General features: G+C 42.0%; 22 protein-coding genes. 11 read left to right on the top strand and 11 right to left on the bottom strand.

Features of this window, described 5'->3' with window-relative positions; all coding sequences use genetic code 11:
* Positions 1-21: 21 nt before the first annotated feature.
* From GXP67_RS20100 to GXP67_RS20070, 7 genes are all read left to right on the top strand, one after another.
* A complete protein-coding gene (locus GXP67_RS20100; RefSeq protein ID WP_162444787.1) occupies positions 22-951 on the top strand; it encodes a hypothetical protein in 930 nt (309 codons plus the stop codon).
* Between the two features lie 169 nt (positions 952-1,120).
* Positions 1,121-1,678 (top strand): cupin domain-containing protein, encoded by a 558-nt coding sequence (locus GXP67_RS20095; protein ID WP_162444786.1) that lies wholly within the window; start codon positions 1,121-1,123, stop codon positions 1,676-1,678.
* A gap of 58 nt (positions 1,679-1,736) precedes the next feature.
* Entirely contained in the window at positions 1,737-2,615 is an 879-nt protein-coding gene (locus GXP67_RS20090; protein ID WP_162444785.1) for a c-type cytochrome, read from the top strand.
* A 33-nt stretch (positions 2,616-2,648) separates the two neighbouring features.
* Entirely contained in the window at positions 2,649-3,107 is a 459-nt protein-coding gene (locus GXP67_RS20085) for a DUF3574 domain-containing protein (protein WP_162444784.1), read from the top strand.
* Positions 3,108-3,139: 32 nt separating this feature from the next.
* Positions 3,140-3,619 (top strand): hypothetical protein, encoded by a 480-nt coding sequence (locus GXP67_RS20080; RefSeq protein ID WP_162444783.1) that lies wholly within the window; start codon positions 3,140-3,142, stop codon positions 3,617-3,619.
* A gap of 104 nt (positions 3,620-3,723) precedes the next feature.
* Complete coding sequence (locus GXP67_RS20075) at positions 3,724-5,118, top strand: MFS transporter (protein WP_162444782.1); 1,395 nt, start codon at positions 3,724-3,726, stop codon at positions 5,116-5,118.
* A 46-nt stretch (positions 5,119-5,164) separates the two neighbouring features.
* The gene (locus GXP67_RS20070) at positions 5,165-6,235 is read left to right on the top strand and encodes a methyltransferase (protein ID WP_162444781.1); all 1,071 of its coding nucleotides are present in this window, start codon (positions 5,165-5,167) and stop codon (positions 6,233-6,235) included.
* A 148-nt stretch (positions 6,236-6,383) separates the two neighbouring features.
* On the opposite strand, the gene GXP67_RS20065 is transcribed toward GXP67_RS20070, so the two are convergent.
* The 9 genes from GXP67_RS20065 to GXP67_RS20025 all read right to left on the bottom strand — a co-directional run bounded on the left by GXP67_RS20065 (position 6,384) and on the right by GXP67_RS20025 (position 14,207).
* Complete coding sequence (locus GXP67_RS20065; RefSeq protein ID WP_162444780.1) at positions 6,384-6,938, bottom strand: cupin domain-containing protein; 555 nt, start codon at positions 6,936-6,938, stop codon at positions 6,384-6,386.
* A gap of 155 nt (positions 6,939-7,093) precedes the next feature.
* Positions 7,094-8,380, bottom strand: coding sequence for a flavin-containing monooxygenase (locus GXP67_RS20060; protein ID WP_162444779.1), 1,287 nt, complete (start codon positions 8,378-8,380; stop codon positions 7,094-7,096).
* 34 nt (positions 8,381-8,414) lie between these two features.
* On the bottom strand, positions 8,415-9,044 hold the full coding sequence (locus tag GXP67_RS20055) for an NAD(P)-dependent oxidoreductase (protein ID WP_162444778.1): 630 nt from the start codon (positions 9,042-9,044) through the stop codon (positions 8,415-8,417).
* 168 nt (positions 9,045-9,212) lie between these two features.
* A complete protein-coding gene (locus tag GXP67_RS20050) occupies positions 9,213-10,124 on the bottom strand; it encodes an RNA polymerase sigma factor (protein ID WP_162444777.1) in 912 nt (303 codons plus the stop codon).
* 20 nt (positions 10,125-10,144) lie between these two features.
* Positions 10,145-10,729 (bottom strand): YybH family protein, encoded by a 585-nt coding sequence (locus GXP67_RS20045; RefSeq protein WP_162444776.1) that lies wholly within the window; start codon positions 10,727-10,729, stop codon positions 10,145-10,147.
* Between the two features lie 139 nt (positions 10,730-10,868).
* Positions 10,869-11,450: a YceI family protein gene (locus GXP67_RS20040; protein ID WP_162444775.1), complete on the bottom strand. Its 582-nt coding sequence runs from the start codon at positions 11,448-11,450 to the stop codon at positions 10,869-10,871.
* Positions 11,447-12,958, bottom strand: a complete 1,512-nt coding sequence (locus GXP67_RS20035) for a hypothetical protein (RefSeq protein WP_162444774.1) — start codon at positions 12,956-12,958, stop codon at positions 11,447-11,449. Before GXP67_RS20035 ends, GXP67_RS20040 begins: the two co-directional genes overlap by 4 nt.
* 56 nt (positions 12,959-13,014) lie before the next feature.
* Complete coding sequence (locus GXP67_RS20030) at positions 13,015-13,509, bottom strand: hypothetical protein (RefSeq protein WP_162444773.1); 495 nt, start codon at positions 13,507-13,509, stop codon at positions 13,015-13,017.
* Positions 13,510-13,850: 341 nt separating this feature from the next.
* Complete coding sequence (locus tag GXP67_RS20025) at positions 13,851-14,207, bottom strand: SnoaL-like domain-containing protein (protein WP_162444772.1); 357 nt, start codon at positions 14,205-14,207, stop codon at positions 13,851-13,853.
* Between the two features lie 446 nt (positions 14,208-14,653).
* Here GXP67_RS20025 and GXP67_RS20020 point away from each other — a divergent pair, with 446 nt between their 5' ends.
* Complete coding sequence (locus tag GXP67_RS20020; RefSeq protein WP_162444771.1) at positions 14,654-15,538, top strand: glycoside hydrolase family 16 protein; 885 nt, start codon at positions 14,654-14,656, stop codon at positions 15,536-15,538.
* A gap of 603 nt (positions 15,539-16,141) precedes the next feature.
* Positions 16,142-16,336 carry a hypothetical protein gene (locus GXP67_RS20015; protein WP_162444770.1) on the top strand — a complete coding sequence of 65 codons (195 nt, stop codon included), beginning with the start codon at positions 16,142-16,144 and terminating at the stop codon, positions 16,334-16,336.
* 76 nt (positions 16,337-16,412) lie between these two features.
* Here GXP67_RS20015 and GXP67_RS20010 read toward each other — a convergent pair whose 3' ends face one another.
* Positions 16,413-16,577, bottom strand: a complete 165-nt coding sequence (locus GXP67_RS20010) for a hypothetical protein (RefSeq protein WP_162444769.1) — start codon at positions 16,575-16,577, stop codon at positions 16,413-16,415.
* A 671-nt stretch (positions 16,578-17,248) separates the two neighbouring features.
* Here GXP67_RS20010 and GXP67_RS20005 point away from each other — a divergent pair.
* On the top strand, positions 17,249-18,514 hold the full coding sequence (locus tag GXP67_RS20005; protein WP_162444768.1) for an asparagine synthetase B: 1,266 nt from the start codon (positions 17,249-17,251) through the stop codon (positions 18,512-18,514).
* A gap of 186 nt (positions 18,515-18,700) precedes the next feature.
* On the top strand, positions 18,701-21,313 hold the full coding sequence (gene clpB / locus GXP67_RS20000; protein ID WP_162444767.1) for an ATP-dependent chaperone ClpB: 2,613 nt from the start codon (positions 18,701-18,703) through the stop codon (positions 21,311-21,313).
* A gap of 101 nt (positions 21,314-21,414) precedes the next feature.
* Here the strand turns inward: clpB and GXP67_RS19995 are convergent, their stop codons facing one another.
* The gene (locus tag GXP67_RS19995) at positions 21,415-23,163 is read right to left on the bottom strand and encodes a sensor histidine kinase (RefSeq protein WP_162444766.1); all 1,749 of its coding nucleotides are present in this window, start codon (positions 23,161-23,163) and stop codon (positions 21,415-21,417) included.
* Positions 23,164-23,248 lie beyond the last annotated feature (85 nt).

Raw genomic sequence — 23,248 nt, 5'->3', positions numbered from 1 at the left:
CCTTCGATTCTCCTCTTTGCAATGAAAAACTTTGTTATACTACTGGTTTTAAGTCTGCTATCTACACAGGCAGTGGCGCAGAAACCCTTTCTCTCAGAAGCAGACCTGGCCAGACTCTCGTATCATCTACCAGATATTGATCCCAGAGATAGCATCGCTTTACATCAGGCGGTAGTAAGGCTGGCTACACAGGTCCGGACTGATATTGAGAAATTGCAGCAATATTATTTAGTTTCTGATCCTTCCATCCAGCAATTATTTGCTGAAATGTTATGGTATAGCTATACCCTGGAAGGAAATTACCAGCAAGCCTTGCAGTACCTGTCTACCTTTCGTTCGCTGCTTGTAAAAGAAACGGATCAGAAAATGTACGGGTTAAAAATCGAAAGCTATCTGCAGGCAAGTCTGGCAAGCCTCCATTCCGGAGATTCCACATATACAAGTGCAGTAAAGCAAACCATTCTCAAGGCGCATCAGGCTATTCCATCTGCGGAAGTGAAACAACTGGTAGACCAAGCAAAAGCAAGCTACGAAGCACCTTATAAAAAGGAAAGTTACAAATGCATCATAACCGGCTGGGCTGAATTCCGGAAGAATAATGGAGGATATTTAACTATTTCGCTCCTTCGATTCGTGTTGCCTACTTACATACAGTACCTGATACATGACCAGGTGAGTGCCCCGGCTTTGGCTGCTTTACAGATGCTGGATAACACTCAGGTTACAATGGAAACGGTTGCCATTCCTATGCGGAATGGCATTCATACCGGCGCTGAAGTATTTAAAAATGCGGCTTCTCCATCTTCGCTGCCTGTTATCATAAGTGTAAGTCCGTGTCTCAACCCGTTTTGCCAGCGAGCGAGAGACAGCCGGAAAGTGAAAGCGATGTTCTATCAGGGAGGAAAATATCCGAATCAGTTCCTCATTCCTTATCCCAGGCTAAAAATGTAGGCTTTATTAAACACCTTATTACAACCTGTATCCTATACGACTAGCTTCTCATGTGACATGATGATTATTAATCTATAGCCAAAAGCCTCTATTTATTTCCTTAGGCAAGCGCTTCACAACAGAAGCCTAGTTTGTTTTTCTTCAAAAAATTATAAATCAATACTTTACAATGACTACAACCACTCTTCAACGGCGATTTTACAATCCGGTCCAGAAAGATTACGTAACTTTTTTAGAAACCTCCAGGGAAAGTGGCGGCAAACGTTCACACGGCTTACTGGAAGTTTCTCCTGGCGGTAAAGTAAGTCCACATTACCACAACACCTTTTCAGAAACATTTGAGGTTCGCTCCGGAACGCTTAGCCTGCAATTGGGTAACCGGAAACTGGTACTACAGGCTGGAGAAAAAGCTACTGTACCGCCAGATACGCTGCACGCCTGGTCGAATAAATCCGATGAAATGCTGGTATGCGATGTGGTGCTGGAGCCGGGAAATGAAGGTTTTGAAAAAGCCTTGCAGGCAGCCTATGGCATGGCAAGAGATGGCCTGCTGCTTTCCAACGGCCTGCCCAAAAGTATCTGGCACATGGCATTGCTGGTGAAAATGGGAGAATCTAAACTGGCTGGCAATATGCGCTCGCTAAATGGGCTGTTTCATGTACTCGCAATCATTGCCCGGTGGCTGGGCAAGCACAAGGATTTTGAAAAGTATTACAAAATCTATTAGTCCTTCCAAACCAGTACCCGGGTGAAGAAGGAGGCACCTATACTAAAATCAAATCCATATGATTAGAAAAATAGTAAAAATAACAGGCATCGTATTGGCAGGTTTATTCCTGTTGACAGCGGTTTTTTACCTGGTGGCCTACCAGGATATCCAGGAACGTATCAATAAAGTGTATGATATCAATCCTGAACCCATTACCGTACACTATGACACTACCTCGATACAACTCGGGACCAGACTGGCAATTGCCAAAGGGTGTACCGGTTGCCACAGTGCAGATCTGGGCGGCAGGATATTTATAGATGATGCCCATAAACTAGGATACTTTGTAGCCAGCAATCTCACCAGTGGAAAAGGAGGATTACCCGAAGGGTATGGCTACCGTGATTGGGTACTCGCCATAAAGCATGGCATTAGAAGAAACGGTAAACCTTTATTCATTATGCCTTCCCATGAATTTAACAGCCTGACTGAGCGGGACATGGGGGCAATTATTGCATATGCTTCAAATTTGCCAGCCATAAACCGTGAATTTGAGAAAAGTCAGCTGGGGCCTTTAGGCACTGTACTTACGTATCTGAATAAAATACCACTGCTTCCGGCTGAAAAGATAGATCATTCCAGAAAGATGGTGAAACAGGTAAAGGCAGAAGTGTCTGCGGACTATGGCAAATACCTGTCTGCTACCTGCCAGGGTTGCCACCGCCCGAATATGAAAGGAGGTGAACCGCTTGCTCCTGGTTTTCCACCAGTACCTGATATTTCTTCAACTGGCCACCCTGGCAGCTGGACGCATGATCAGTTTGTTACGACTATCCGCACCGGTAAAACGCCGGAAGGAAAACCGCTTGATCCTAAAGAAATGCCCTGGAAATCTGCCAGTGCTTTTACTGATGATGAACTGACAGCCATACACTTATATCTGAATAGCCTTTAAGTAATTTTAATTAACATTAGTATTTACAAATTTATGACAACCAATTCTGTTTTACCCAGCGCTGCATACCGCATCTGGTTATCTGTATTGTACTCCTTCGTTGGTCTATTCCTGACTGGAAGTCTGGCCAGTTGTGAAAAAGATGACGTAAAACCCCTGCCAGAAGTAACTGAGCAGTGGATGCTCGAACGCTTGTATTTTGGCCGTTCTATGCCTAACGGAGAAGAAGTATCCGAAGAAGCCTGGGATTCATTTGTAGCAGAAGTAATAACGCCCCGTTTTCCGGATGGCCTCACCTTACTGGATGCCCAGGGACAGTGGCAGGAAGAAGATGGCGTGATCGTCAGGGAGTCTACTTTTATTCTGGAAGTTGTTCACCCCGAAAGTACATCCGACGATGATAAACTGAAAGTCATTATAGAGGAGTACAAAAAACGCTTTCAACAAAGTTCTGTATTACGTGTTACACAGCCGGCAGAGGTAGAATTTTAAATTTGTATAACCAGTCTCTTTGCACCTATCTCATGCATAAGCCAACAAAATCAACCTGGGTCGTTACTGCCTTTTTTCTGTTTACCATTTTTTCGGCGGGAGGGGCTACTGTAGAAAGTTTCGTAAATTATCCTACCTGGTTATTAATAGGTCCTGATGAATTTAAGGCCTATCACCAGGCACTGGGGCCAAGAATCATTATTACCATGGTACTGCCTTTCCTGCTTTCTAATATCTTAAACATCATTCTGTTGTGGCACCGGCCGCAGGTTATTCCCCGATGGACTGTGTGGGCTTCACTTTTGCTGCTACTTATTATATGGATCTCTGCTATTACCATTCAGTTTCCCATACAGGGCCAGTTAGGTACAAGCGGGTTTTCCAAAGAGGCCATCGAGCGTTTGATCATAACTGATATTTGGCTGAGGAGTATTCCGGGATATATCCGGCTTGGCATTGTAGTATGGATGATGCACACTTGCCTTAAAAGAAGAGAGAAAGTATTTGCTTGACATGCAGGTGAGTATAATGTGCTTTGTTACTGGTATATTTATAATTCAACCCAGGTATTTGCTCATCATCATGTGAAAATGTTTAGAACCATTCAGATAAACTCATGAAAATATCTGAACAATATAACAACTCCGGAGCTGGTACACTTCCGATTACTCAGACTGCAAGTAAAAAACAGAGTTTAGTATTCGTTATTGCTTCCGCATCTGCCGGCACTTTGATTGAGTTTTACGACCTGATCCTGGCCATTGTACTCGCCCCTGTTATTTCCCGGAATTTGTTTCCGGAAGGAGAAGCCAGGTTTCTGGAAACGCTGGCGATTATCGTTACTTCTTATTTTGTAAGGCCAATAGGAGCTTTGCTTTTTGGAAGCATAGGTGATTCTGCCGGGCGTAAAAAACCTTTCCTGGTTTCGCTGTTGATGATGGGAACTGCTACCTTTCTGATCGGCTGTATTCCTACGTTTGAAACCATCGGCTGGATGGCACCGGTATTATTGCTCATATTGCGGCTGCTGCAAGGGCTGGCGATCAGCGGAGAGTATACCGGAGCTACTATTTATGTAGCCGAACATGCACCCGAAAACAAACGGGGCTTTTATACCGGATTTATTCAATCAACCATTCCGCTGGCGCTTCTGCTATGTCTGGGCGTACTTTTTACCACCCAGCGGTCTATGACCCCTGAAGATTTCAGTACATATGGATGGCGTATTCCATTTTTATTTAGTGCGGTTCTGGTTTTACTCAGTTATTTCATCCGGAGGAAATTAGGCGAAACTCCCAAGTATGCGCTATTACAAACCCAGGGCAAAATCAGCCACCAGCCGGTACGAGAATCCTTCCAGACAAAAGGCAATATTAAAACGATGTTGTTGCTTATTTTCGGCGGATGTGGTGCTCAAAGCACCTTAATGCAAACGACACATTTTGTGATGCTGTTTTTTCTGCAACGGGTGGTATTTCTCTCTTTCGATACCACCTTACTTGTGATCGGCATGGCTACTTTACTAGGCTGTCCGTTTTTTCAATTATCCGGAGCACTCAGTGATAAGGTTGGCAGAAAAAAGATTATGCTGACTGGATTGCTGTTAAGTGCGGTACTGGTACCCTTGGTCTTTTACTTTATTCTTCAGCAAGCAAATCCGCAGCAACTAAAAGAAGTTCATACCATTAGTACGATGGTAATGGCCAAACTAATCGTACTGATTTTATCTCTTCATATCTGTTGTGCAATGGTATATGGACCACTGGGCGCATTTATTCTGGAATCCTTTCCGGCACGTATCCGCTTTACCAGCATGGGGTTTGTATACAATATTGGCAACGGCGTATTGGGTGGTTCCACTACTTTTATTGCTGAACTGTTCAGAAGTATATTTATAGCAAGCACCGCTTTTTCTCTCTTTGCCGGCCTGATTTATCCTTTACTACTGATACTAACAGCTGGTATTGTGCTCGCTTTCTTCATTCCGGAAACATACCGAAACAGGATATAGCCTAATAAATCCGATTCTCTTTATTTATCATACATCAAACACAGTTATGTCAACCTCCAATCAACCCAGTTCGCCAGAAGAACCTAACAACGCAACTACCCAGCAAGCATCTTTGCAGCGAAAAGCGCTAATGGAGTATATTATGGGCTTCAGGGCAACCCAGATAATAGCTGTAGCAGCCAGACTTAACCTTGCCGGGCATCTCGAAGAGGGTGCAAAAACAGCAGTCCAACTTTCACAACTTACCCATACCCATACCCATCCGCAGGCACTGTACCGGCTACTCAGGGCATTAGCAAACCTGGGCATTGTGGAGGCAAACCAGGATGATACGTTTTCTCTTACTGCTACCGGGAACTTACTTTGTCAAACTACCTCTGGCTCCTTGCGCAATGTGGCCATTCTATATGGAGAAGAGTGGTTATGGAAAGCTTATGCACAATTATCGTACAGCATAGAGGAAGGCGATCAGGCATTTGAGTTTGTACATGGGCAATCCATGTATGCGTATTTACAACAATATGCACAGGCAGGCGAGGTATTTAACAAGGCGATGAGTGGCTTTTCCCATATGGAATCAGCAGCTATTACTAAGGCATATAACTTTTCAAGTGCGCATACCCTGGTAGATATAGGTGGAGGCCAAGGGGCACTTGTTTCATTTCTACTCAAAGCAAATCCGCATCTATCAGCCATTGTGTTTGACCTTCCGGAGGTGGTGGGTACCAATGCTGCAAATTTAACTTCAACAGAAGACTTACGCATTGCCTATGTTTCCGGAGATTTTTTCAAAGAAGTGCCGGCAGCAGGAGATATTTACCTGCTCAAAAGTGTACTGCACAACTGGGATGATGAGTCGTGTATTTCTATTTTACACAACTGCCGGAAAACTATGCCTAGCCATGCCAGGCTCTTAATTATTGAACGCATTATTCCGGATGGCAATGAAACATCAGAAGCCAAATTATTTGACATCAATATGCTGGTTATGACAGGAGGGCAAGAACGTATAGTGGAAGAATACCGCAACCTGCTTGATGTAGCAGGCTTTAAACTGCTAAATGTCTTGCCTACCTCATCTCCGGTAAGTATTCTTGAATGTTCAAAAACTGTATAAAACCACTTTTTATCACAAGGCATTATGGCGAAAACAGAAGTCAAAAATAACTTTGTTGCACCTTAATGCCTTGTGCCAGTGATAGAAACATCACCAGATTTAGACTCGCCTGCTAATCTCTACAGGCAAAGGAAGCCTATACTTGTAATTACTGTTTTCCTGTATACCTGGCATAAATTTTTACCCAGCCTAACAAACAACCTATAATAAAAGCAAGATTAGCTACCAATTTGAGAACAGGCGCAGGAACGGAGGTTGGTCTGACCAAACTTCGGGCATTCATCTTTTTGGCAAGGTATAGCATTTTGGCAATATTGATTTTACCATACTTGTTGGTGTCTTTATCCAAAGTGAGGCCGGCAAAACACTGAAAATAAGTGTAGGTATCAAGTCCCGGCTTATATTCGACTACACAGGAAAGGGTTTCTGGCTTATTGTTATAAGCAATGTGCCGTTTGCCGGCAGGCACCGTTACCGTATCTCCCAGTTTGCCAATGAATTCTTCCCCTTCAATATAAATTTTAATTTCTCCGGCCTTTACATGGAAAATTTCAGCCTGATTCAGGTGAATATGTTCAAATGGCACATAACCTTTGGGGGCTACGGTCCATTCAAAAACGAATGCTTCACTGGTATAATCTATACAACGGAATGTTTCACCAGTTATCTCATTATTAAAGCTGTCATACAGATTTACTGCCATATACGTATAGTTAAAAAATGTTTATTTTTTATATACAAATTTGACAACCAAGCCGTTAAACCGGAATAGTACTTTGTTACCAATTTAACTCTATAGCTATAGGCAAATACTGTTGAATGACATTTCTCTTCTTTTTTATGGATGCTGTACAGGTTTTAACTGACTAGGTGCGGAATCTGCTTCTGCGTAAATTGCAACACTTCCCCGGTAATAAATGCTGCATCTTCGTGTATGCCATAAATTAATCCGGATTTTCTAAAGCGAAGCCAGGGAAGACCTAGGAAATACAAGCCATTTACCTCCGAAATACCATTGTAGTGTTTAGGATGTCCATTTTTATCCAGTATTGGTAGTTTAATATATTGGAAGTTACACCCAAATCCGGTGGCCCATATGATCGTGCCGATATTGTTCTCTTCCAGGTTAAGGGTAGTGAGCAAAGAGGCTGAGCTGGTATCGGTATCTGGCGCATCTGCCTCATCCTTTTCTGCTGCCGGAACAGGTAACTGGTGTTTCGCTATTACTTCATCAATCATACCTTTTACATGGGCTGAAAAACCATCGGCAAATTGAATATGTGACGAAGCATTGGAAACAAGCGATACAGTATTCTCAGATATACTTTCTATTTTACCCAAAATTGTAATGCCCTTTTTAGCCAGCGCCTGCAAACTAATGGTATGTTTTCCTTCTCCCACGCCAGTAAGCTGAGGTGCTTTCATGTGTAGTTGAGCCGGGTCAGTAATATCTTCCGCGCGGACATCGAAAAATTTTGCATCGATTAACCAGTCCAGAATATCCCTGCCGCGGTATCGCCTGGGTAAACGAGCCACTTTACTGGTAGAGAGATATACTTTCCGTCCGGCATCGGCCAGGTCCTGGGTAATCTGGCAACCAGACTGGGCACTCCCTACTACCAAAACAGCGCCTTCTGGGAACTGGCCTGGATGGCGGTATTCCCCGGCATGCAGTTGTTTAATGGTTGGAGAAATACCTTTTGAAAGCTCCGGAATAGTCGTTTCACTGGCAGCACCGGAAGCAATAATTACCTGTCCGGATTCATACTTTCTGAGCCTGTTATTCTCAGAAACGGTTACCTGGAATAAAGTTGAATCAGCAGACTTTTCAATAGCTAGTACTGTTGCATTTTCTACGACCGGTAACTGGAAAGTACTTACATATTCTTCCAGGGAAGTTACAAATTCCTTGGCTGTACTAAATCCATCTGCATTCTTTTCCGGGATTGAAGCACCAGGCAATACATTTAATTTATTGGCTGTATTGAGCACAAATGAATTCCACCGCTGCGAACGCCAGGATTCTCCGGTTTTTCCCCGTTCAAAAACTACATGCGAAAGGCCGGCTTTCTTCAGTAAATAACTGGCACTTAATCCGGCATGCCCGGCACCCACTATAATTACTTCTACTCTGGTAGTGTTCATAAGTTTTATGTGTTATTGGATTCGTTTAAACTTTTTATTGCATCACTCTGGGCGCTTTATATAAATAGGTAGGATCGGATAACTGTCGGAGCATAAACTCAGCAACATCAGCCCTGGATATGGTTGAAATAAGGGAACTGAATACAATTTTTTCTCCGTGCCTGTATTTTCCTGTTCTAGGGCCATTGGTTAACATAACCGGACGCACAATGACAAAATCGAGATGGCTTTTCCGGATCAGGTTTTCTTTGTGGGTATGGTCTTGAAACTCTTTGTGCAAAAGTACTGGCAATACATTTTGAGCGAAAAAACCAAAGTCAACCCGGCATTCAGGTACGCCAAAAGTGGATTGATAGACCAGCCGTTTTACCTGGTGCTTTTCCATGGCTTTAACAATATGCTGCACTCCTTGAATTACATCCGGATCATGCCTGAATGTTTTGGATACGCCCAAGGTACTTATTACTGCCTGCTGTTTTTGGATGGCACTTTCTACCTCTTTATAATTCTTTACATTGCCCTGAACGACTCTCAGCAGTTGGTGCTGAAGGGTAATTTTTTCTGGATTACGCACAAAGGCGGTAACACTATGCCCGGCGGATAATCCCTGAGATACGATCTGCTGCCCGGTAGCACCAGAAGCGCCAAACACAATAATATTCATAGCGCCTGTACATGTAAAGGGTTAAATAATTTTGCCTTACCGCAATCTAAAGCCTGTTCTGGAAGCAGACCTACTAATGGATGACTAATTGATTTCATTAAAAACCTCCTGTTTTTTGGTGTAAGAGACAGGAGGTGTTGAAGAAGTTCGAAAAGAAGAGAAATATTTTTATTGAGGAGAGGTATACAGATACATTTTTGATACCTTATTCTTATTGCGGTAAAGTACAGCAACCGATTGTGATGGACAGTGAAAAGGATGCTCAGGAGAATTAAAATGATCAGCTTCCAGAATAGAAATATCGCCACAACTGGTAACATTACTTGTCTTTAACCAGCTTCCTACCTGCTTATCTTCAGAAACTTTTCTATCAAAAAAACAATTACCTGCTAGCATTTCCTGGCCGGATAATATGATCTGAACGTCTTTTTGCAGGTGGTTTATAAACTCGTTTTTATAATCCTCGTGTTGATGTAATCCGGAATAGGTAGTGCTGTAAAACTCATTCCAGAGTTCACTTTCCTGAAAGATATGCATACTAACCTCCGGCTGAGAATGCCATTGGGTAGTAAGTTTGAGTTTAGCCTGATTCAGGCGGCTGCGAATGGTGCCCACTGGTACACCCAGGATAGAAGCTATTTGTTCATAGGCATGGAAAGCCGAAAAATACCGTAGCAGCATCGTGCTCTGTAATACTTCCGGCAAGTGAGCCAATGCTGAATACAGCCTGCTTTGGGTGGAAAGCAAGTCCAGTTTACTGTTTAGTTCGTCTTCCCACCAGCCATCATTTTTTGGAGGTAACGCATCCAGGCTTGTACTCTTCTGTTTACGCTTTAAATCCCGGTATATGTAATGGATGAGTATTTTCTTCAGCCAGCCTGCGAAAGTTGCTTCCTCTTTTAGCTGAGGAAGCTTCAGGTAAGCGATCACAAAAGTTTCCTGCACGGCATCTCTGGCCGAAGGTATATCCCCATACATACGTAGGGCAATGGAGTATAAGCCAGGATAAAATTTCCGGTACAAGGTATTCCAGGCTATCTCGTGTCCTGCTCTGGCCTCTTGTACAAGTTCTGATATCATCGCCTGAAATGGGTAGAATATTATTTCTTTGTTGCAGAACCGGGAATTGCTTTTTCCATCACATGATCGGCGTGGCGGTGAAGTAATTTCCATTCCCCGTTTTCTTTTTTGAAAACATGCGTAGCCCGTAAGGTCATAGGTTCCACTTTGCCTGTGTCTGCATAATGAACCTTACTACGTTCAACAGAAGCTGTATAGGCTAGGTCCCCACTCACGGCTATGGAAAGGTACTCTATTTCTGCTTTTGCCCCGCTTGGTTTAAACCTGGCTGATGCCCATTCATATCGGGCACCTACCTGTTGCCATCCTTTCTCATAAGCTCCAAAGCCGCCCATAATCGCAACATCTTCGCTCCTGGACACCTGTTCTTTCCATAGGGTAGCATCTCCGTTAATAAAGTTATTTAAGCCTTTTTCAAACCTTCCGGTTAAAAATTCCTTAAAACTTGCCTCATCTTCTTTGGCTTTAGTTTCTACAAAGCTGATCCTTTGTTGAATTATGGGGCTGTCATTCACACAAAGAGCTAATCCATAGATGGGATTTACGTCCTGAGCAATCGTTCTCAAACTTATAAACAGGAGGAAGAATCCAAAAAGAGGTTTCATAAAGTAGCTTGAGTAATAGGAGGAAAATAATTGAAATACATGTATTTAGATTTTTATCGGGTAGTAAGGATTTGGAACAGAAGCACTACTTAAAATTATTCAGCTAATTAGTAGAATACTATAGTCCTTTTGTACTATTTCAATGGCGATAAGATTTTTTAGAAGTATTCAAATCCTGGCTGGTGTGCACTTCAATAAAAATTTTCACTTTTTCGTCGAGAATGGCGCTTTTTTCACCTAGGTTAAAATCCAGCCGGTTTATCTCAAAATTTCCTTTATAGATGGTCGCATACTGTTTCTCCAGTACTTTAAAGGGAATAGCGATTTCCTTGGTAATTCCCTTCATAGTCAGATCAAAACGGCCAGTAAAGGTATTCTTTCCGGTTTTGCGGAAACCTTTGGAGACGATCCGGAGATGAGGATGGTTTTTAACATCGAAATAATCAATGCGCTGCAGATGTTTATCACGGATACCAATACCAGTTTGCAAAGTAGCCGGGTCTGCGGTAGCATGTATGTAGCTGTGCTCCAGGTCGTCAGGCTTGAAGGCAATATCAGCAGAAATGCCTTGGATATTACCCATTACTTCCATTCCCGCATTGTAAATGCTGAATGCTACGATAGATTGAATAGTCGTATCTTTTTTTACTAATCCGGCAGAAACTTCGGTTACAAGGATGACACAAACCAGTGCCAGCAGTGAAAAAATGGCTGTTTTCATAAGGTTTTCAGAAAGGCAATCAGAGCTTTTTTATCAGGTTCACTTAGTTCCATGCCGAAAGTATGCCCTTTAACCGGCATAGTTTTCAGATGCGGAGGCTTAAAGCCGGTGGGTACATACTCTGGTTGCAAACGTTTCGGGTCGAGTACTTCTTCCAGGCTGGTCAGGTTTGCGTTGTGAAAAAAAGCACTTCTGAACCAGGCTCCTCTAAGTGAAGGCACTTTATAATAACCAGTTCCCCGGCGGGTATACAAGGCAGATACAGAGTCCGTTTCTACCGATACGTTGAATATATCGTACGTTGACAGGTGTTCCTCCGGAGGCTCAAATCCATTTACTGGTGTCAGTTTATTATTGGTATACAAGGGTGGTGTATGGCAGGTGATGCATCCGGCTTGTGTAAACACTTTTTTACCTCTGGTAAGAATAGCTTCTGAAAACTTGTTTGGATTTTTTGGCGGCTGGAGAGAGTATATATATTGGGTTAGAGCGTAGAGTTGGGCATCACTGTATCGCTTGCCAGTGTAGCCAAAGGGGTGATTCCACTCACTTGCATTGGGCAATTCCGAGAAGTTGTTTTTCCCACCGGGAATAAAGCCGTTGTAAGCCGTAAGCATATCCATGCCCTGGTTAAAGGCCGCATACCGCATCAGATCACCAGGCCCCTCGTGCCGCATAAGGCCGGTAGCATCCAGGTATTTAATGTCTTTGATGCCAATGAGGCTGGGCGTGGCAAAGGGATACCCGTACCCCATTCCCTGGCGGTCAGATCCCCCTGTCGGCAACTTCTGCAGGTTCTGCATATATTCCTGTGGGCTATCGGGAACAATACGCATTCCGGATGGTGCCCACGGGGCATAGTTAAGTTGCCGCTGGCCGAACTGAAAGGCCGGGAACGGAATTTTACCCGATTGGACCGCATTGCCAAACCGGACGGTGTTGAATACGTTTCCCTGAGCGCCAGGAATTGCCTCACCCGAGGGCATTACCCGCGTGTGGCACGACGCGCACGAAAGAGAGCCAACCAGGAGTTTACCTTTTCCGGTAATTACGTAGCGGCTAAAGGGGTAGATACCCTCCCGGGTGAATTTTCCATTGCCATTCCGGAAAAGACTGGTATCCAGGTGGGGCGCTTTGTCATTATAAGGAGAAAATGCCGCCGGCCAGTTGAAAACCAGTTCACCGGCTTTAATCCAGTCTTCCTGGGTTTTTAGCTTTGCAGGATTAAATACAATTTCGGGCTCCAGTTTTCGCAGAGAATCCAGGTATCCGGGCTTTTCAAATTCACGCACATACAGCGGATAGGTTTTATAAATGACATGCTCAGGAAGGCTATTATAATATTCCTCAGGCGCATAAGTAACAGTTACAGAAGTATCCGGTGGAGGCAGATGAAAATCCTTAATTGCTTTTATATCCCAGGTTTTGGGAATATCGGTAAAATACCATTGATAGGCAGTGCTCAAAATAAATACAAGAGGAATAACTGCCATGAAAATTTTTTTCATAGTAAATAAATTGCACAGAAAAGGAAGGTGATTATAATTATATGGACCTTATCCTATCAGCGCTGCCAGAAGGCGAGCAGATTTAGGATAAAGCAGCCGATCATGCAAACCGATCTGCCCCAAAAAGCACTTACTACCTGATTCTTTATCATTTGTACATCATCAGGCAATTGGTTTAAATGCCAGCTTTGGATGAGTTGATTGAGCGGATGATTGAAGCTGAAAACAATGATCAAATCGGCCACCAGAAATAAAATAGCCCCTATCATCAACCAGAAGGAAGTCACCTGGTGGTGGAGAAAGTATTGAATAGTACTTACCACTACACAAAGCATCATACATGGGCCGAAAAAACGCATTCTGGCAGCCATATAGTAATCGGTGTGCTGCCAGTATTCAGCAAAAGTGGCATTCGACATTTTCAATATAGCGGGATTTCCACCCATCAGGACAAAAAATCCGGTTCCGCCGTAGAAACCAGTCATTAACAGTGTAATTAGCAATAATAGATCACTCCAGGAGAATGAACTACCTACAATATTTGAATACATAAATTGTTTATATTTTTTTACAAAGATTTACTTTGAAACGAAGGCTATCAATAGCACTTTAGCACCAATTTAACCAGAGCGACATTGGCCATTCGTCAGTGGTTATTAGCTAAATCAATGTGTCTGCTCATTCTATTGGCTTTGCAGGTACGCTCGTGTTTGGTAAGAAGAATGTGAGTAATCCAATGACTGGTAGTTAATAACTCACTTGCAGGCTGCTTCAAACATTTAACCTATAGTTGAGTAAGCAGAAGCCTTTCTAATTGAGTATTTTAGCGAATACAAGATTATTAAAAGTAATCCTTTTACGAATAAAAGCTTTCTAATAACCCATTCCTGTTTTATGCATTCGGGTAATAAAACTTTTCAGTGATAATTTGCCCTTCTTTCCATTCCTGCACAGAAACCTGCGTATAATTTCTTATTCCCCAGTCTGCATGCGTATAATCAAAGTGCCATTCTACCATAGTCGTATTTTGTCCGGCAGTCACTTTCAGTGGATGGGCATGGCGCAATTGAGTTACTTTCGATAAAAAATCGAGTTCAGCTGCCCGGTTAGCTGCTTTACCTACTCTCGGTTCAGTTTCATTTTCCTGCATGATTACCTCTTCATGGTAATATTTCTCGAAGGCCTCCAGGATTTTACCTTGCACGATCATCGTGTTCAGGTCAGAGATTTTTTCCAGTAGATTTTCCATTGTTTTATTTTTTTGTTGTAAAAATTGATGGAGTAAAGGTAGCCGCTGCCTTCCTTATGGTAAATAGTACTTTACTCTCATTTTATATCCTGGCAGATGATGCCTATTAAATATAATATCTTCGCTCAGAACAGATTGAAAGCCGTCTTAGCCAGCCATAGTTTGCAATGGTCTCCTGGAAATCATCTGTACAAAACCTCCCGATTAGGGTAGCATTTTTGTTGCGTTACGCTTCCTGTCCAGCTGAATGAATAAGAATTCATACTTATACCTTATCTCAGGTATTAATGTATCCTTTTATTTAAGATCAGTGAGTAAAGGCAATAAAATACCTTTCTTTATACTTAGCATCGTTGGGCAGACCTATTTTTGAATTATCTCAACTGTTATACGCATCTATTGCTTCTTTTTCGTACATTCCTTGCGGAGTCAAAGAGCTTACTAGTATGAAACACCTCATTTTATCAGCCGTTTTATTTTTCATCAGTTTTATGGCTATTGCCCAAAACGACAGATTTCATACTTCATTTATTGAGGACTTCGCTGATTCTACTTCTCTCTACTTTAGATATGGCTCTACCGGAAACAAAACTCCATTTAAATACAAGCTTGGTGTACATTCTTTGACACAACCGAAAACAAAAATTCTCTCTTTTAAGATAGACCCTGCAGATAGTGCCGGGGCTGGGCGTGGACCGGAAATTATTTCAAAGGACTTTACTCATTTTGGCACCTATGCCACACGGCTCAGAGTTCCTCGGGTGAAAGATATACAGCCCAATGTGGGAGCCGTAGTTGGCTATTTTACCTATCATGTAGATTCTATAGCCGGGCTCAGTGAGATTGATTTTGAATGGCTCATTGCCGACCCTACTATCATTTATATAGGCACATGGACTGGCCCTACCGGAGCGCTTAAAAGAATTGGCAGAACCATAAATCTGGCGAAAGGTGTTATTTATAATACCATCTACCGGGAGGATCATACAGGCATAAGAACACCTTTAAGCGGTGCTCAAAATCAGCCGCAATCCATTTCTGCCATTCCAGACTATGATGCTTCATCCAATTTTTACACGTATGGATTTGATTGGTATCCTGATCGGATCCGCTGGTGGATACTTCATCCTTCTACTGGTGAAAAAATAGTACTGTGGAACTATCAGGGGTCTATAAGAGGCATTCCTCAAAATCCTTCTCATTACCGGATGAATTTTTGGCATACCAACAAGTGGTCGGTTGAAACCAATGGTAAATCTATAGAAAAACCACTACGACCGTATGAACTAGAGATAGATTGGATGTCTTATGACCCTTTCAAAATTAAGTAGTGGATGGGTTTTCTACTTGAAATTATTGAACCTGAGCTTTTCTATTATTTTATTCATAGAAGGATTCCCTTTGTTAGCTGTAAGACGTTTATATTTTGTACATTTTTAAAGACAAATCTACCAAGCAAGAGTGATATGTAATCAGGCAATTTATACTGAGGCTGATTTCTAATCAATCGGCCTATTGTAATAAAGAGATAAGCTAATGGCATTTTAGAAGGATCTGGCTTTGTTCCATACTGCTATTAAAAGGTATTTCGACACGTCTTTCAGCTGCCTCTGGATTTCCATGAAGGATTCAACGCTGTGTTCTCCTTTGGTTTCAATGAGCTTGTCCGTTATAGGAGGTTTTAGTGCATACTTTTAATGACAGAATAAGAAGCAGAATTGGTTAGTTTGGCTCCACATGTGGAAGCAAAGTTTGAGGCACATTGAGCTTTGGTAGCAAAGGCAAATTCTTGCAAAAGGAATGACAATTAGCAGTAAGCACATCTCAGGTACGTATCTGTCAATATTAGAATAGTTTATTTCATTAGTTTGAACTCCATTCATATTGAGGCATTGGGAGCTAGAAACAAGTTTCTAAACCCACATCTGATAGCCATGCTTGCGCCATCTCCACAAACAGGCACAGATAGCCAGTCCTACGAATTATTGGCTGTCAATAATGCGAGCGCCAATGATTTTACTCTTGATATGAATCAAGGGTTAACAACTAAAGTAAAAAGAGCAGCCATGCGTCTGCCAAATCAATGTACCCAAATCCCTTTTTGTGAACGAACTTTAGAGGCTGTTTGAATAGCTGTTCTTTCATTGAGCCAATGAAAAAGCTTCTACTGATTGTCTTACCAAGCTTATACATCGGGAAAATAACTTAACTTATCAACTGTCTCCGGATACTTTTGTCTTTTTTGAATTTAACAGGTGTAATAATTTCCACCTCTTGTAACTTCAACTGCACATTGAATTCTTTTGAAGTATAGATTTTATCTGCTACCACTTTACAAGCTTTTAACTGGCTGAGTAGTAGTTTTAACAAGGTTAAATCATTAGCTGACGCCGGCTTAAGTCAATATATTTCCCTTGAGATAAAGCTCGATCGCAATCGGCTCCTAAAAAGTGTAGCTTACACCATCATAGTAGATCTTTTGTTGAACAATACCCTCTATCGGCTACCTGTAAGATCCTGGCATGAAGCTGGTGGCCTGATGAGGTCTTTTAGAAAAGAGGATAGGTAAAGAATCAACTACACTCACATCCAGGATAGAAATTACTATAGGAAAGTTGTTGCATTAGTTGTTTTACTAGGACTTCACATTGCAAGTATAAATCATTCAAACGCTTATTATACGCCTGATAGGAAGGCAGACAGGGAAACTACTCAAGCCAATGATGTTGGATATAGTCGTAGGTGTCCTTGAGGGTAAACATTTCTGCAAAATGCCAAACATATATAGTAATTACTTCTTGATCAGTAAAGGAAGGTGAATAATTATTACTTATGCGTTGATAATGCAGACAACACTATGCATCATAGCAGTGGCTGACATGATAACAGAGGCTAATCAATTGTAGTTATAGCATTCTACAAAGTTAGCTCTCTTTGCGATGCTGCCTTTTATACCCTTGATTCACATATATAGTATATTTTGCTTCTCAATATGGCAGCATTTTTTTATATTTGATTTACACGCCTAAACTCTGCCTGCTATGAATATCCGCTACTTCTTTAGCCTGGCCGCCTTTATTTTACCTCTGCTCAGCAGTATGGCCGCCCAGATTCTTATTCCTATGGATGATAAACAAAAAGATCACCTGAAATCGTATGGGGTGGCATATTGGGTATTACAAAAGCAGGAAGAGGTAGACTGGCTGCTCAATTACCGGGGGGGCAGTTTTGCCTTTAAACACACACAGGCGTATGAAACCGAATTGATGGTCAGAGGAATCTCCTATTCAGTGATTTCTGAGGCACAATACAAGGATATTCTCAGTCAGGTAGCAAGCCCCGATGCCAATATGGATGTGATGAAACTGGAAAAGGTACCCAAAATCGCTGTATATTCTCCCAAAACCAAGCAGCCCTGGGATGATGCTGTAACCCTGGTTCTCACTTATGCTGAAATCCCCTACGATTTGATTTTTGATGAAGAGGTTTTGGATGGAAAGCTTATTCAATATGACTGGCTTCACCTCCACCATGAAGATTTTACCGGCCAGTATGGAAAATCGTTCTGGCGTAACCGTAACCGGGAATGGTTTGAATTACAGAAACAGGAACTGGAAGGCGTAGCCAAAAAATACGGCTTCAGCAAAGTATCTCAAATGAAGCTGGATGTGGTAAAGAAAATTAAAACCTATGTAGCCAGCGGCGGCTTTATGTTTGCCATGTGTTCAGCCACCGATACCTACGATGTTGCTCTGGCAGCAGAAGGGGTAGATATTGTAGATGCCATGTTTGATGGGGATGGCATAGATCCGCAGGCACAGCAAAAAATGGATTTCAGTAAAACCTTCGCCTTTAAAAACTTTAATGTAGTACTTACGCCCTATGACGGAGAATTTTCCAGTATCGATAACCAGAGAGGGGAACGTAACCTCTATGAAGGCAATGACTTTTTCTCCCTCTTTACGTTTTCAGCCAAATGGGACCCTATTCCAACCATGCTTACGCAGAACCATGAAAATGTGATCAAAGGGTTTATGGGCCAGACGACCGCTTTCAAAAAAGAGCAGATTAAGGGAGAAGTAACAATTATGGCCGAAACCAAAGTAGCCAATGAAGCCCGCTACATTAATGGTACTTTAGGCAAAGGCACCTGGACTTTTTATGGCGGCCATGATCCGGAAGATTACTGGCATATGCCCGAGGAAGAATCTACCGATTTGTCGCTGCACCCCAATTCAGCTGGTTACCGGCTTATCCTCAATAATGTACTGTTTCCAGCTGCCCGGAAGAAGAAGCAGAAAACCTGATTTATTGACACTTGTATTCCTGTAAGTAATCCCCTTTCTCCTGTTTCGGTAAGGTTATGGCTTTATTTTAAAAATAAAGACAAATTGTCGTTGATTCTTATTAATAATTTGCGATTTCCGGACAAAATTTCCGGAAATTTGATATGGATTACCGTTTGATAAGGTAAAGTAGAAATTTTTAAAGACATGAACTTTAACAAATACACTATTAAATCTCAGGAAGTGATCCAAAAGGCTTCTGAAATTGCTATGGGAAATACCCAGCAGGCTGTAGAAACTGGTCACTTGCTGAAAGCGATTTTGTCGTCTGATGAAAACATGATCGCTTTTATACTGAAGAAATTAAACGTAGGACGCAACCAGCTGGACCCACGTATAGATGAAATTGTAAATGCGTATCCGAAAGTAAGCGGGGGTAGCCCATATCTGGGAAATGATGCCGCAGCTGCTTTACAAAAAGCAGAGAGTTACCTGAAAGAATTCGGAGATGAGTTTGTTGCGGTAGAGCATATATTATTGGGTATTCTGGCCGGAAAAGACAGGGTAGCGCAAGTTTTAAAAGACTTAGGTTTTACCGAAAAACATTTAAAAGCCGCTATTAAAGAATTACGTGGCAATACCAAAGTAACTGACCAGAATGCGGAAGCTAAATACAAATCGCTGGAAAGATATTCTATCAATCTTACTGAGCGGGCAAAATCCGGAAAGATCGACCCTGTGATTGGCCGCGATGAAGAGATCAGACGGGTATTGCAGATTCTTTCCCGTAGGACAAAAAATAACCCGATTTTACTAGGTGAACCTGGCGTGGGTAAAACAGCAATCGTAGAAGGCCTGGCCCAACGCATCGTCAGTGGCGACGTTCCTGAAAACCTGAAGGACAAAACCCTGATCTCTCTTGATATGGGTTTGCTAGTCGCCGGTGCCAAATACAAAGGCGAATTTGAAGAAAGGCTGAAAGCTGTTATTAAAGAAGTTACCGATTCTGAAGGCCAGATCGTTCTATTTATTGACGAGATCCATACGCTGATTGGAGCTGGTGGTGGCGGAGAAGGTGCCATGGATGCAGCGAACTTATTAAAACCTGCTTTGGCCAGAGGAGAATTGCATGCCATTGGTGCCACTACGCTGAAAGAATATCAGAAATACATCGAGAAAGACAAAGCCCTAGAAAGGCGTTTCCAGGCGGTAAATGTAGATGAACCGAGTGTGCAGGATGCGATTTCTATCTTGCGTGGTATCAAGGAAAAATATGAAGTACACCATGGTGTACGGATAAAAGATGATGCCATTATTGCTGCTGTCGAGTTATCTAACCGGTATATTTCCGACCGATTCCTGCCGGATAAAGCCATTGACCTGATGGACGAATCGGCTGCCAAACTACGGATTGAGATAGATTCCCTACCAGAAGAACTAGATGAAATTCAGCGCCGGATTATGCAACTGGAAATTGAAAGGGAAGCCATTCGAAGAGAAAATGACAAAGACAAAGAAGCGTTTCTTTCTAAAGAGCTTGCTGAGTTATCTGAGCAACGGGATAGTTTGAAAGCCAAGTGGGAAAATGAAAAGAGTGTCATTGAAAGCATTCAGAAAGAAAAAGAAAATATTGACCGCTACAAAGTAGAAGCTGAACAAGCCGAACGTGCCGGAGATTATGGAAAAGTAGCTGAGTTGCGGTATGGCCGCATCCGGGAAGCTGAGCAACATTTGCAGGAATTGCAAAAGCAGGTAAAGCAGATGGATAATGCCATGCTAAAAGAAGAAGTAACAGCTGAAGATATTGCGGAAGTAGTAGCCAAATGGACTGGTATTCCAGTTTCGAGAATGCTGCAGAGTGAAAGGGAAAAACTGCTGAATCTGGAAGAAGAATTAGGTAAACGGGTGGCCGGACAAAAAGAAGCCATACAGGCCATTTCGGATGCTGTTCGCCGCAGCCGGGCAGGTATGCAAGATCCAAAACGTCCGATTGGTTCGTTCATATTCCTGGGTACAACCGGTGTAGGTAAAACTGAATTAGCTAAAGCCCTGGCAGAATTTCTGTTTAATGATGAAAATGCCCTGGTTCGGATTGATATGTCGGAATACCAGGAACGCCATGCGGTGAGCCGCTTGATTGGTGCACCTCCCGGATATGTGGGTTATGATGAAGGTGGCCAGTTAACGGAAGCCGTACGCCGTAAACCATACTCAGTGATCTTGCTGGACGAGATTGAAAAAGCACATCCTGACGTGTTCAACATATTGCTGCAAGTACTCGACGATGGACGTTTAACAGATAATAAAGGCCGGGTGGCTAACTTCAAAAATACCATCATCATTATGACTTCTAATATGGGTTCGCATGTAATCCAGGAGAATTTTGAGAAAATGGAAGAATGGAACCGGGAGCAGGTGATTGAGGAAACCAAAGACCAGGTGTTTGAATTGCTAAAAAAAACCATACGGCCTGAGTTTCTGAACCGTATTGATGAACTGGTGATGTTCCAGCCACTGACCAAAAAAGAAATACGCAAAGTGGTAGACATTCAGTTCAAACAAATCCAGAAACGTCTGGAAGAAGCTGGTATCCGCTTAGAAGCCGACGAAGAAGTACTGAACATGCTGGGTGAAAAAGGATTTGATCCGCAATTTGGTGCCCGTCCGCTGAAACGCGTGATGCAGAAAATGATCCTGAATGAATTATCTAAAGAGATTCTGGCTGGTAAGATCAATAAGGATGATGTGGTCGGTATGCTCCTGGATGATCAGTCTGGCGATATTCGCTTCTATAATGTGAGCAAAGTTGAAATTGATTAAAAAAGTGATTTAAACGTATAAACCCTGCAAGATAATTATACTTGCAGGGTTTTGTTTTTGCAGGAAACGTACATCTTGAATTACAGCAAAAAATCAGGAGTTTATGATAAAGGAATGGTAAAATAAAAGGTTGAACCTATACCTACTTCTGATTCTACCCATATCCTGCCCTTATTCTCTTCTATAATCCGCTTCACAATGGACAATCCTATGCCACTGCTTTCTATCACTTCATTATGTCCTTTTTCAAATATGCCAAAAATTCTTTCTAATAAATGCCTTTCTATACCCCGGCCATTATCCTGAATGCTGAAAAGGTAATGGCTGTTTTGCTTAATCAAGCTGACCTTGATCTCTCCCTGAGATTTATCCATATATTTGATCGCATTTCCAATCAGATTCTGAAAGATTTGTAATAATGAAACCTTATGATAACGCATAGGAGGCAAATTTTTTTGAACATATACCGAAATATGGGCTGGCGGGTTCAGATTCTCTAGTATCTGGTCGAGCAAGCGGTTGGTATTGATAACCTCCTTTTGTAAAGAATCTTCTGTAGCCGAAAGCAGTACCTGGTCTATAAGTTCCTTCATTTGAATGGCTTTGTCTTCGGCCATTTTCATCATCCTTTTGCTTTCCTGACTTAAAATGGTTTCTCTGTCTTTCTGGATCAATTCCATCAAAGGAGTAATGGTGTTAAGGGGCGATTTCAGATCATGTGATACAATATAGGCGAACTTATCTAAGTCATCCATTTTTTTCTCAAGCTTTTCGGTCATTTCATTAAAAGAATTCGCCAATGTTCCAAGCTCGCTTTTAGCTGATATAGTAATTTTAGGTTTGAAATTTCCTTCTTTCACATTATTTGTAAGCTCAATCAGTTGTTCAATAGGCCTGGCTATATATCCGCCCAGAAAAAAAGAAGCAATAAATATAGTGCCTATAAAAAACAGGCTGATCATCAACAGGATGCGCTGTAAGGTATATACCCCGACTAAAGCTTCTTCCTTGTCTATTTTTGTTACGATGCCCCAGCCTGTTTCTGGCAAGTATCTAGTATAAGCAATTACATGATGGCCCATATAATCTATTGCGTTTTCCTGGAAACCAGTTTGCTGATCTAACGCCAGGCTCATGGCATATTCTTTATCATGCAGGTTAACTTTTCTGGTTAGAGCTGCATTTCTATCAAATTTTAAAGGAGTCATGTATAGCGCATATTCTCCCTGTGCCATGGCCATATTAGTTTCTCCACTTCTTCCCAGGCCGGTATAGTCATTTACCAGTTCTAAAAATTCATCTGCATTCAGGTCAATTACTACAATACCTATCCATTCATTCTTCTGATTGATAATTAAATCGGAAGCCTTTAAAAACAAGGTATGATCTGCATCATAGAAAAACCCAATAATCTGATTTATACTTTCTTTGCCTTTCAAATAAGCACTTGTCCTCGATAAATTTCTGTGCAGTATATTCGAATCGGATGAGGCCACCACACTGCCCAGCGTATCGAGAATATAAATTTTTCTGAATTTGAGAATATCAATCACATACTGGGAAAGATGTATGGAAAGTTCCCTGCCTGCGTTGGGCTGCATATCCTGTTGAATTTTTCCTACTCCTTTGATAATAGCCTGGTTTTTAGAAAGAAAACTAGACATTTCATGAATATTTCCGATCATATTTCTGAGCTGGGCGGTTTTTGTTTCAGAAACAGATTCCAGGTGAGAGTCTACTTGTTTCAGTACCAGCGCTTTGGTAAAGTGATAGATCGTAACGGCAAACAGGCTGGTTAAAAAAACAGAGAGCAGCAGAAAAAGTAAAAATATTTGTGTTTTGATTTTCATTCCATACCCCTTTAGTAATTCTACAAATGGAAAACCTATAATTTCCCAAAGCAAGAAGCCAGAAAAGAATTATCCTTTCTAGCTT

It is taken from the genome of Rhodocytophaga rosea (assembly GCF_010119975.1).
GTDB lineage: Bacteria > Bacteroidota > Bacteroidia > Cytophagales > 172606-1 > Rhodocytophaga > Rhodocytophaga rosea.
Note: the sequence above shows the minus strand (reverse complement) of the source record. Positions and strands in the feature narration are given on the sequence as shown.